The sequence below is a fragment of the Leekyejoonella antrihumi genome (assembly GCF_007845645.1).
GTDB lineage: Bacteria > Actinomycetota > Actinomycetes > Actinomycetales > Dermatophilaceae > Leekyejoonella > Leekyejoonella antrihumi.
Map to the genome: position 1 here is coordinate 153,343 of NZ_VCQV01000008.1, position 11,514 is coordinate 164,856.

The 11,514-nt window shown below is 63.1% G+C and carries 11 protein-coding genes; 5 read left to right on the top strand and 6 right to left on the bottom strand.

Annotated features, from left to right (window positions below; genetic code table 11):
- Position 1 precedes the first annotated feature (1 nt).
- The gene (locus FGL98_RS08315; protein WP_146316287.1) at positions 2-463 is read right to left on the bottom strand and encodes an RDD family protein; all 462 of its coding nucleotides are present in this window, start codon (positions 461-463) and stop codon (positions 2-4) included.
- A 223-nt stretch (positions 464-686) separates the two neighbouring features.
- On the opposite strand from FGL98_RS08315, the gene glnA reads away from it, so the two are divergent.
- Together glnA and FGL98_RS25345 are read left to right on the top strand one after the other, a co-directional pair.
- Entirely contained in the window at positions 687-2,111 is a 1,425-nt protein-coding gene (glnA, locus tag FGL98_RS08320) for a type I glutamate--ammonia ligase (protein ID WP_146316288.1), read from the top strand.
- Positions 2,112-2,249: 138 nt separating this feature from the next.
- The gene (locus FGL98_RS25345) at positions 2,250-2,492 is read left to right on the top strand and encodes a helix-turn-helix domain-containing protein (RefSeq protein ID WP_186526054.1); all 243 of its coding nucleotides are present in this window, start codon (positions 2,250-2,252) and stop codon (positions 2,490-2,492) included.
- A 102-nt stretch (positions 2,493-2,594) separates the two neighbouring features.
- On the opposite strand, the gene FGL98_RS08330 is transcribed toward FGL98_RS25345, so the two are convergent.
- The 5 genes from FGL98_RS08330 to FGL98_RS08350 form a co-directional block, all read right to left on the bottom strand.
- Entirely contained in the window at positions 2,595-4,934 is a 2,340-nt protein-coding gene (locus FGL98_RS08330) for an aminotransferase class III-fold pyridoxal phosphate-dependent enzyme (RefSeq protein ID WP_146316289.1), read from the bottom strand.
- A 364-nt stretch (positions 4,935-5,298) separates the two neighbouring features.
- Entirely contained in the window at positions 5,299-6,051 is a 753-nt protein-coding gene (locus tag FGL98_RS08335) for a sulfite exporter TauE/SafE family protein (RefSeq protein ID WP_146316290.1), read from the bottom strand.
- 75 nt (positions 6,052-6,126) lie between these two features.
- Positions 6,127-6,939 carry an amino acid ABC transporter ATP-binding protein gene (locus FGL98_RS08340; protein ID WP_146316291.1) on the bottom strand — a complete coding sequence of 271 codons (813 nt, stop codon included), beginning with the start codon at positions 6,937-6,939 and terminating at the stop codon, positions 6,127-6,129.
- Positions 6,939-7,742, bottom strand: coding sequence for an amino acid ABC transporter permease (locus FGL98_RS08345; RefSeq protein WP_146316292.1), 804 nt, complete (start codon positions 7,740-7,742; stop codon positions 6,939-6,941). Before FGL98_RS08345 ends, FGL98_RS08340 begins: the two co-directional genes overlap by 1 nt.
- A gap of 17 nt (positions 7,743-7,759) precedes the next feature.
- Entirely contained in the window at positions 7,760-8,464 is a 705-nt protein-coding gene (locus tag FGL98_RS08350; RefSeq protein ID WP_222432061.1) for an ABC transporter substrate-binding protein, read from the bottom strand.
- Between FGL98_RS08350 and FGL98_RS25785 the strand changes: the two genes are divergently transcribed.
- The 3 genes from FGL98_RS25785 to FGL98_RS08360 all read left to right on the top strand — a co-directional run bounded on the left by FGL98_RS25785 (position 8,445) and on the right by FGL98_RS08360 (position 11,161).
- The gene (locus FGL98_RS25785; protein ID WP_222432062.1) at positions 8,445-8,642 is read left to right on the top strand and encodes a hypothetical protein; all 198 of its coding nucleotides are present in this window, start codon (positions 8,445-8,447) and stop codon (positions 8,640-8,642) included. The two genes, FGL98_RS08350 and FGL98_RS25785, sit on opposite strands and share 20 nt — an antisense overlap.
- A 202-nt stretch (positions 8,643-8,844) precedes the next feature.
- Positions 8,845-10,452: a gamma-glutamyltransferase gene (locus FGL98_RS08355; RefSeq protein ID WP_146316294.1), complete on the top strand. Its 1,608-nt coding sequence runs from the start codon at positions 8,845-8,847 to the stop codon at positions 10,450-10,452.
- A gap of 7 nt (positions 10,453-10,459) precedes the next feature.
- Positions 10,460-11,161 carry a TetR/AcrR family transcriptional regulator gene (locus tag FGL98_RS08360; RefSeq protein WP_146316295.1) on the top strand — a complete coding sequence of 234 codons (702 nt, stop codon included), beginning with the start codon at positions 10,460-10,462 and terminating at the stop codon, positions 11,159-11,161.
- Positions 11,162-11,514 lie beyond the last annotated feature (353 nt).

Below are 11,514 nucleotides of genomic sequence, written 5' to 3' on the forward strand. Positions count from 1 at the left end.
CTCAGCGGGTGCGGGTGATGATGGTGCCCGCCAGGCGGTCGTGCAGCCCGCGCTGGTCGCCGTCCCACACGGCCGCGGGGATGACCAGGCACAGCAGCAGGCTGCGCGCGGCGATGAATAGCGGGTTCGACATGGTGCCGTCGAGCCGGGTCACGCGTAGGCCCATGATGCGATGGCCCATCGTCGTGCCGAGGGTGCCGACCAGCAGCAGGTTCTCGACGAAGAAGACCAGCAGCGGCTCGAATCCGGTGAGGCCGGACTGCCCGTTGTGGTACCCGAGGAGTGCGTAGGAGATCAGCAGGCACAAGGCCCAGTCGATGATCAGGGCCAGCAGGCGGCGGCCGATCGACGCAACCGCGCCGCGCCCCGACTCGGGACGACCGAGGCGTTGGCCGGGCCAGTCCTGGTCGCTGGAGGTCGGAGGGCCCTCGAGCCAGGAGCCCAGTTCATCGCGATTGACCACGGCGTCAGGCTAGACGCCGTGGCTGAGCGCCCCTCACCTACCCACCGGTCCACCGGTGACGCACCGGTCCAGCACCTGGCCGCCTGCCCGTTGCCACCCGACTGACGCGTAACATTCGTGAAACATTTCAGTCACGGCCGGGTAATGGACACCCGGTAGATTCGAATGGACACGTGGTCCGCCGATGTGAGCACGTGGTACCCGATCCATGGAGGATTGATTCATGTTCAACACCGCTGACGAGGTTCTGAAGTTCATCAAGGACGAACAAGTGGAGTTCGTCGATGTCCGCTTCTGCGACCTTCCAGGTGTGATGCAGCACTTCAATGTGCTGGCGTCGTCGTTCGACCAGGACGCGTTCGATGAGGGCCAGATGTTCGACGGCTCCTCGATCCGCGGGTTCCAGGCGATCCACGAGTCCGACATGAAGCTGATCCCCGACCCGCAGTCCGCCTACATCGACCCGTTCCGCAAGCACAAGACGCTGATCATGAACTTCTCGATCGTGGATCCGTTCACGGGGGAGCCCTACAGCCGCGACCCGCGCAACATCGCCGCGAAGGCGCAGACCTACCTGAAGTCCACCGGCATCGCGGACACCGCCTACTTCGGCGCCGAAGCGGAGTTCTACATCTTCGACGACGTCCGCTTCCAGACCTCGGCGCAGTCCAGCTTCTACCACATCGACTCGGTCGAAGCCGCCTGGAACACCGGCCGTGAGGAGGAAGGCGGGAACCTGGGCTACAAGACCCGGTTCAAGGGTGGTTACTTCCCGGTGCCGCCGAACGACCACTTTGCCGACCTGCGTGACGAGATGGCGCTGTTCATGCAGCAGGTGGGCCTGACCGTGGAGCGCGCGCACCACGAGGTGGGCACCGCCGGCCAGCAGGAGATCAACTACAAGTTCTCCGAGCTGCTGGCCTCCGGCGACGACCTGATGAAGTTCAAGTACGTCATCAAGAACGCCGCGTTCGCGGCCGGCAAGAGCGCCACCTTCATGCCGAAGCCGCTCTTCGGTGACAACGGCTCGGGTATGCACACCCACCAGTCCCTGTGGAAGGACGGCGAGGCCCTCTTCTACGACGAGAAGGGCTACGGCGGCCTGTCCGACATCGCCCGCTGGTATGTCGGTGGGCTGCTGCAGCACGCACCCTCGCTGCTGGCGTTCACCAACCCGACCGTGAACTCCTACCACCGCCTGGTTCCCGGGTATGAGGCGCCGGTCAACCTGGTCTACTCGGCCCGCAACCGATCGGCGTGCATCCGCATCCCGATCGCAGGCACGTCGCCGAAGGCCAAGCGCATCGAGTTCCGGATCCCGGACCCGTCGGCCAACCCGTACCTGTGCTTCTCGGCGCAGCTGATGGCCGGTCTCGACGGCATCAAGAACCGCATCGAGCCGCCGGAGCCGGTGGACAAGGACCTCTACGAACTGCCGCCGGAGGAGCACGCCAACATCGCGCAGGTGCCGGACTCCCTGCCGGCAGTGCTGGATGCGCTGGAGGCCGATCACGACTACCTCACCGAGGGTGATGTCTTCACCGAGGACCTGATCGACACGTGGATCGAGTACAAGCGCATGAACGAGATCGACCCCATCCGCTTCCGTCCGCACCCGCACGAGTTCGAGATGTACTACGACCTGTAGGCATAACCGCAGGTCAGAGGCCTACGGTGCCGTGTTTGGCCGCAAATTGGCCGGGCGGATTCCAGCGAACGTCGCAACACCAGACCAGTTTTGGAGGTTGCGATGGGCCAGGGTCGGCATAGGCGTCCAAGTAGGGCGATGGCAGAGAAGCAGGAGCAGTTCACTCGGTTGATCGCCCAGGGCGTCAGTAACGCGCAGGCCTGCCGGACGGTGGGGATCAACCGGCGGACGGGGACGCGCTGGCGGTTCGGGCGCACGGTCCGCAATGTGGCGGGCGAACCGGTGCACTATCCACCTGTGTGCACCTCGAGCTTGTCCAAGCCACGCCACCCCAGGTTGATCATCCTCGACGGCGGGAACAGCGTCGCAGAGGAGCGCTGATCCCGCCGAATGCCGCAAGAGACATGGCGATCTCGTCGTCCGGGCTTCCGCAGGTGGCAGGCACACGATTAAGCAAGAGACTTGTGACCTGCGTAAGTCCGGTCAGGCGAGGTGGGCCAGGGTGGACTGGAGTGCACCTATGAAGGTTGGTATGAGGTCTTCGGTGAACGCTAAGGGCGGTCGTATTTTCAATACGTTTCCGGCAGGTCCAGTCGTGCCGACTAGGACGCCGCGGGCGCGAAGCCCGTTCTTGATTTGATTCGCTGTCTCGGGGTCGGGCAGTTTGTTTGCCCTGCCATGCACGATCTCAACTGCGTTCGCCAGTCCCATGCCGCGGATGTCGCCGATCCTGTCATCGCCTGTCATTGCGCCTTTCAAGGTTCGGCGAAGCTCGCTTCCTGCATGCTGGACTCGAGCAAGTACGCGCTCGTCGTCCAGTACGTCGAGCACTGCGCCCGCAGCGGCCATCGAGACCTGGTTGCCAGCAAATGTCGAGAAAAATACCGTGTCATTGGAGAATGTCCGTGTGATCTCCCGTCGGGTAATCAGCGCGCCAACGGGCTGTCCGTTACCCATGGCCTTTCCCAAGGTCACCATGTCGGGCTCAATCCCGAACCGCTCGAAGGACCACATTGCATCGCCGGTGCGCCCGTGGCCTCCCTGTACCTCGTCCGCGATCCACAGGCCACCCGCCTCGTGTGTCAGTCGGAGTAGTTCTTGGACGTAGGCCGGCTTGAGGTCATACACGCCGTCACTTTGCAGCACCCCGTCCAGGATGGTCATCGCCGGCGAAAGGCCGCGCCGGTCCAAGCGCTCCAGGGCGGCGGTGAACTCCGTGGCGTCGGTGTGCAGGCCGCGATACGTGTCGGTCGGTGCCCACCGCTCCACGTGCCCACGGTTCGACGCTTGCGGAAGGGTTTCGGGCGAGAACGGAGCCATCGCGTCGGTGATGCCGTGATAAGCGAAGGACGTGCACAGGCCAGCGGTATTGCCGGTGTGATGGGCTGCGAGACGCCAGGCAAGGTCGTTGGCCTCCGAACCGGAGTTCACGAACAAGACAGTGTCAAGGGATGAGGGGCAGGTAGCGAGCAACCGCTCCGCTAGGTCGATCGCTAGTGGGTGTAGGTAGCGCAAGTTTGTGTTGAGTGTTTGCCACTGCCGCGCAACGGCCGAGGTGACTCGTGGGTGACTGTGGCCAACGCAGGGGACGTTGTTGTACATGTCGAGGTAGCGTCGACCTGAGACGTCCGTCATCCACACTCCGTGCGCGCTTGCGATCTCAAGTGGCTTGACGTAGCTCAGTGGTTCCATGGCTGGACCGAACGCTGCGTCGCGTCGGTCGCCGAGCTCGCCGTTTGCGTGTAATGCCACGGGTGCGCCAAGCATCTCGCCGGCTCGGTCCCACCCTGTCGTGCGGATCTGATCGATCATGGCAAGTGCGGTGTCGTTGTACCGCTCAGCAAACGTGGCCTCTTCTAGCCCGTGGGAAGCGCGCCAAGACCCGATTGCGACAGTGATCGCCGACCGAGTCGCCCACAGCTCCGCGAGTATCGAGAGCTCATGAGCCTCCAAGGGGGTGACTTGCTGGTAGCCGTCCAGGACGAGGCGCGCGACCCGGAACATCTCCATGCCACTTCGCCCTGTGCAGAGGGAGTCGAGCACAGAAGCTAGGTCGGCCATCAGCGCGGTATGGCTCATGTCGCCGAAGTCAACGATGGCGGTAACCAACCCGCGATCGTCCATCAGGACGTTGTCGATCGTGAAGTCGCCGTGCACCACTTGCGCACGAAGCGATGACCACCGGGGGGCAACCGCAGAGTCGAATCGATCAAGTACCGCGGTGACGACGGCTCGCGTTGTTGCGTCTCCGATATCCGCCACCATCGACCGGCAACTCGCGGCGTGCTGCACATCCCACTGCAAGGTACGTATTGCTCGAGGGTGGATGAAACCACGCAGCGCTCGCCCCAACCGGGCCGCAGTCTGGCCGAATGCAATCAGCGCACGATCGTCGAGATTTCGCGGATCCGATCGTGCAGTGCCAGGCAGTACGTCGTACATCCGCACCCACTGCCTTGTGCCGTCGTGGTCCCACTGAACGCGGTGCTCGTACACCCCGCTCCCACGCTCGACGGCCGACCTTGGCTGGGCTATCCGAAGTTCTGGATCCGCCTGAGCGGCATGGCGGGCACCTTCCGCTTCCATGTCCAGACTCGTCGGGTCCTCAGCTGGATTCGAAACCTTCATCACGGCTACGCCTGTGCCCGACGCGTCACGGAGAAGGAGAGTCTGGTCCCGCTCACTACCCAGATCACACGCATCCGCGGCAACGATCCCAAAGGTGCGCTCCGCGACGTCACAGGCCTGCGCGGTCGGCATCCGCACTGGCGGCACGAGCAGCACCGCTTCCACGGGGGATCCATCTTTTCGCTTATCACTCATGTCGTCACCATTACCATCATGAATACCCGTCTTGGATCGATTCCGGTGGACAGAGATTCACCCCTCCACCCAGCCGATAGTGCGTAAGCACCTTGCCGTTCAAGTCTGACTTATGTGTCGAGACCTTGCGCCCGGCCCAATCGTCGGAGCCAATTTGAATCGGGAGGACTGAGTGGACAACGTCGCGCCCGATCGTGCCGTGTCATCTTGGTTGATTCCTTACGTCGCACAGGAGCAGGACCGATCCCAGTTGGCGGGGGTCCCGCGAGGTCTCCAACGCTGCCACCGCGGCGAGGATCCGGTGAACCCACATCACGCACGACCTCATCCGGCACCGAGCCACTCGGCCCAGTGGAGAACGCGATCAAGCAAGCAGTTTGACGACGGCTACCAGGCCGACGATCACGATGATTCCGCGCAGTACTGACGGGGATAGTCGGCGGCCGATTCGAGCGCCGAGTAGCCCTCCGATGATGGATCCGAGAGCGATGGTGCCGGCGACTGGCCAGTCGATGTGAGCGGTGGCTATGAAGACGATGGTCGCGACTAGTTTGGACACTCCGGAGAGCAGGTTTTTCATGGCGTTGTGGTGCTGTACGGATCCGCTCATCAGTAATCCGAACGTGCCCATCATCAGGACGCCTTGCGCGGCTCCGAAGTAGCCGCCGTATACGCCGATCAGTAGGGTGGCGGTCCACAGTGCTGGTGTCACTGCCTTGCTGGGTGTGTGGCCGCGATGGGCGAGCCAGGTGTTCAGTTGTTTGCCGAACAGGACCAGCAGCAGCGAGATGGTGATCAGTACTGGTGCAATGGTTTGGAATGCCGAGGTGGGCAGGACCAGCAGCAGCGTCGCACCGCCCACGGCTCCGAGGATCGACCCGCTGGCGAGCCGGATCGTTCGGCCACGCCAGCCGCGGAGTTCCTCCCGGTACCCCCAAGCCCCGGCGAGCGAGCCCGGGAACAGGCCGACGGCGTTGGAGACATTGGCTGTCACCGGTGGTATGCCGAGGGCGACCAGGGTGGGAAAGGTGATCAGGGTCCCCGAGCCGACGACGGTGTTGATTCCCCCTGCCGCGATCCCGGCAAAAAAGACCAGCACCCATTGCCAGAGGCTCACCGAGGTGCCGTCGTAGTGGCTTGATCCATACTGGCGACACGCTGCGAGCTGGTGGGCAGGGTTTCGGCGCGCATCTTATGCACCGTCGGTGAGGAGGCGGAGGAACGAACGGGTTCGGTCGTGCTGTGGCGCGGTGATCAGCCGCTCGGGTGGGCCTTGTTCGACGATGTGGCCGCTGTCGAACATGACGAGCCGATCGGCGACGGATCGGGCGAAGCTCATCTCGTGGCTGACGACGATCATGGTCATGCCCTCCGTGGCTAGCTCCTTCATGACGGCGAGGACCTCGCCGACCATTTCTGGGTCGAGTGCACTGGTTGGTTCGTCGAAGAGCATCAGCTCGGGTCGCATCGCGAGGGCCCTGGCGATGGCTACCCGCTGTTTCTCCCCACCGGAGAGCGTGGAGGGGCGTGCGTCTGCCTTGTCCGCGAGTCCGACGCGCTTGAGCAGGTCGCGCGCTCGTTCTTGCGCCTCGTTCTTTGGTAGCCCGAGGACCTTGATGGGTGCTGCGGTGATGTTGTCTAACGCGCTGAGGTGGGCGAAGAGGTTGAAGTGCTGGAAGACGAACCCGATGTTGCGTCGTGCCACGGCAATTTTGGAGGGTGATTCCTCGACGGGTTGGTCGGTTTCTTCGCGGTATCCGACGCGCCTGCCGTTCACGAGGACTTCACCGCTGTCGATCGACTCGAGATGGTTCAGGCAACGCAGGAAGGTCGTCTTGCCGGATCCGGAACGGCCGATCATCACGACGACTTCTTGGCGGTGAACGTCCAAGGATACGCCATCGAGAACGGTCAGGGCACCGAAGCGCTTGACAACATTTCGGGCCGACAGGACTGTTCCAGGGTCGTGCGTGATATCCGCCTCTCGGTTTGTGTGGTGCGCCATCAATGTTCCACCCTCACCGTCGAACGAGAACCTATGCCAGTCAGTCTGGTCAGTGCGGACTGTCGTGGCACTCGCATGGACGGATCACCGAGCTTGCGCTCGATGCCCCGCTGGACAAATCCCCAGACGGTTGTGAGGAAAAGGTAGTAGCAGCCCGCCACGGCGAATATCTCGAACGTTTTGAAGGTGGTCGAGTTGATGTCCTGTGCGGTCAGGAACATTTCTTGGAGCCCGATCACGGACAGGAGCGTGGTGTTCTTCATCATCAGGTTGAACTCGTTGCCCAGTGGCGGGATCACGATGCGTACCGCTTGGGGTATGTGAATGATCCGCATCGTCAATGACGGTGTCATGCCAAGCGCGGCGGCGGCCTCGATCTGCCCGTGGTCGACGGCGTCGAGCGATGCCCGGATGATCTCCGACATGTAGGCGCCCTCATGTACGGCGAGCGTGAGGATCGCGGCCTGAACCACTCCCAGGACGGTGACGTCGCCGACGGTGATGTCGGAGAACTTGTATATTCCGGTGGCTGCCAGCCCGTTGTAGACCAGTACGAGCTGAACCAGTAGCGGAGTGCCGCGCACGACCCAGACGTAAAAACTTCCCACCGCGCGCAGCGGAGCGAGTCGGGAGCGCCGAACAATCGTGATCAGGAACCCGAGCACAACGCCGAGTGCCTGGGAGATGACGGAGATGTAGATCGTGCGCCACAGACCGGTAAGCCACGCGCTCGACGGCTCAAGGATGTGACCCCAAAAGAATGACCAGTCGAACGTCACCCCGGTGCCGGCGTCGAGGATCATCAAGGTGTGTTATCCCCTCAGCTGAGCGGGAGGATGTCGGAGGTCAGCCCCCACTTGGTCATGACTTTTTGGTATTGCCCGTCCCTGTGGATGGCCGAAAGTGCCTTGGTCAGGGCGTCGTGCAAGGCGGTGTTGTTCTTCGTCGTGGCGGCACCCACCTTGATCCGGTTGAACGGCTTGCCTGCCATGACGAACTGGCCAGCGTTCTGTTTGATGTCGTACGCGGCGGTCTCGACGGTGGTGCCGTACGCGTCGACCAGGCCAATCTTGAGCTGCTGAAGAGCGGCCGGGTCCGTGCTGAACTGGCGAATGTCAATCGCTGCCTTTCCAGCCTTCTGGCAGGCCGCTGACTGCGTCGTCAAGAAGCCGACGACCGTTGTGCCGGTCTCTGCCGCGGCCTTCTTCCTGCACAGGTCGGACGGTTTCGTCAGTGTCAGGCCACCCGTCTTCTTCACAATGAACGTGCTGCCGGAGTACATGTAGGGGACGAAGTCAACGACCTTCTCCCGGGCGGGCTTGATGTAGAGCTGGCTCATGATCACGTCACAACGCTTAGCCTGCAGGGCCGGGATGATCCCGTTGAAGGCCGTGTTCGCCCACACCGCGGTCAGGCCCATCTTGGCAGCCATCGCATCGCCGAGGTCCACGTCGGACCCGGTCGGCACGTTCGATGAGGTGTAGAACTCCAGGGGCGGAGAGGAGATGTCCGAACAGACCGTCAACTTCCCTGGCGTGATCAAGGCACTTGAGGGAACAGAGATCGCAGAGGACGAGGAACCGTCCGGTGCGCTGGAGGCTGATGGGGTATCACTGCCGGTGCTCCCACTGCTGCTGGAACCACCACAGCCGGCGAGCGACCCCGCAAGGGTAGTCGCTGCCGCTGCTGCGACCAGGATCTGACGGTGTCGAAGATGACGAAGCATACGCGCTCCTCAAGTAAGCCCATGGGCTAGAAGGCAGGACGATTGTCACGCCTACGCGATAGCCGATTATCTAGCCGATGGCATTGACTATAGGGTTTAGTGTGTATCTATGCCTGAGCAGTGTCAAGGGTTTTGGCTCAGCCAGGAGCCGGGCAAGCAGATGAGGAAGCGGGTCAAAGATGAGTGTGCATACCATCGCGCAGACTGGTACCGGGTGGGCGGTCAGCACGCCACACTCGGCAGCAACTGATGCTGCGGCCAGCACGTTCGCCAGTGCCGGCAACGCGGTTGATGCGGCGCTAGCAGCGGCCGCGATGCTCGCAGTGGTGTATCCCAACCAGTGCTCGGTCGGCGGGGACCTCATTGCCCTGGTCGGCACAGCGGATGGCGAGGTTCATACGGTCAATGCCAGCGGGCGCGCTCCGCGTGGAGTCGACGTGGACGAGGTGGCGGCAAGCCACCGCTTCATGCCCTTGACGGGCGCGCTTCCGGTGACCGTTCCCGGCGTGGTCAGTGGATGGGAAGTGCTCAGCCGGCGCTGGGGAACCAAGCCACTGTCAGACGCACTCGCCGTAGCGGAGGCGGCAGCGCGTGACGGCGTCGAGGTGTCAGCGGGTCTGGCCCGTGGTATCGGCCGGGAACCCGACAAGATTACGGCGGACCCAGGCCTACGCAACATGTTCCAAAGGGGTGGAGAGTTCCTCCGCGAGGGTGCCACACTTCGTCAACCCCAGTTGGCCAACTCCCTGGCCATGCTGAAGGTCGACGGGGCAGCGGCGATGTACCACGGCGAACTGGGGGAACACATCGTGGCCGAGCTACGCGCACGTGGCTCGGCAATGTCCATGGACGACTTCAGCCGCCACCACGTCGACTTCGATCACGGAATCGGCGTGAGGTTCGCTGATCGTGAATACGTATCCACCGGCGGTAACTCCCAGGGCGTGTTCTTCTTAGCCGCAGTGCGCGCTCTGGAACTGCTCCGTGCGGATGGCGACGACCTCGATCCCTTAGGCGAGTCCGCCGGGCGGGTTGCTGCCGTCCTGAGTCGCGCCGCCATGGACCGCGATCAGTTCCTCGGCGATGCTGACGTGGCAGAGTGGGTACTCTCCGATGACCATGTACGATCCATGACGAAGCCTCAAGAACCCCCGCGCATAACCGGCTTCCCCGCCGCACACGGGGACACGGTCGGAGTCACCACTGCAGACTCTGACGGACTGTGGGTGTCCTTGCTCCAGAGCGTCTTCCACGGCTTCGGGTCGGGAATCCTCGAGCCTCGGTCCGGGATCGTGCTGCACAACCGAGGGGCATCGTTCACGCTACGAGACGGATCGTCGAGCCGGCTTGCGGGTGGCAAGCGACCACCACACACGCTGATGCCGGTTCTCGTTCGGCAGGATGGGCTGATCGTTGGCAGTCAGGCAGCGATGGGCGGTCGCGCCCAACCACAGATTCAGGCGCACCTTGTGCTGGCTCTCGCGGCCGGGGCCAGCGCGGAAGCAGCGGTGTCCCAACCGCGCTGGGTACTAGATGCGGCGGAGTGGGATGCCCCGATCGAGAAAACATCCACCGTGCTAGTGGAGCAAGGCGTCCCCGACCGGGCAGCTCACTCGGTCGCCGCGGCCGGCTTCACGGTTCAACGCCTCGGGCAGCAGGATGACGAAGTCGGGCATGCGCACGTGATCCAAGCTAGCCGCGACGGGTCCGGTGACGTGGTCTTCGAGGCGGCGACCGATCCGCGCGCCGATGGATCCGCGCTGGTAGGAAGGCCCGTGTTAACGTGAGCCAACGATGACCACGCACACGAACAAGAGGCTGCCGCGTGGCACGTTGAGCCAAGAACTCATCGTCGCGGCCGCGTTGCACGTAGCCGACGCGTCGGGCGTTGAGAAGTTGACTTTCCAGGCTCTAGGCCGTGAGTTGTCGGCACACCCGACGTCGGTCTACCGGCACTTCCAGAACAAGGATGCACTGATCCTGGCGCTGGTCGATGCGCTGCACGCGGAAGCCCTCGCGCAGATGCCGCCTCGGTCGGATGACTGGGCCGAAGACCTGATGCAGATCGCCCTGCACACCCATGCGGCGTTCATGAGACACCCGCGCGTCGGAGCCATCGCCGCGCCACGGACCGCACGCCGCGAGCACGAGTTCCAGTCCGTCGAATGGAAGATCGACTGCATGCGACGCGCCGGACTCGAGGAACACGACGCCGCACGCTACTACCGCGTGTTCGGCGACCTCGTCCTCTCGTACAGCGCCATGGATGCTGCGCGGACACTGCTGGATCCTACGATCCTTGCCGGGGACGATCTCTCATGGCATGTCGACTACCAAACCCAGCCACGAGATCGATTCCCCAACATCGCATTCCTGTCCCCGTACTTCTGCGACGTCACCGACCCGGAGAACTTCCGCGTCGCGGTCCAGTGCGTCATCGACGCCATCAGATATCGGGCCACTTCGACACACGAAGAAGCCGCTCGAAGAAAGTAGACGCCAGCCGTCGACGAACTGGCAGACCTCGTCGAAATCGGCCTCACGCGGCCCAGATGAGAGATCAAAGGGGATAAGAAAGCCGCGCGTATCGCGATCTCCGAAACCAGTGCCTACTGAGGCAAATACCCCCCACTCCGTCACCACGCCGAGCATCCCGCCACTACGACCTGACTCGTGCCACTTTTGGTGATTTTCGTTGATCGGCTCGCGTTTGTGCTGGTCAGCGAGTTGCGAGTGGGTGTGCTGACACACTAATTGCCTGGGTAGGGTCAGGCTCATGGTGTTCGTGCGGAAGGTCAAGACCGCCTCGGGCGCCACCGCGGTCCAGCTCGCCGAGCGAACCGGCGGAC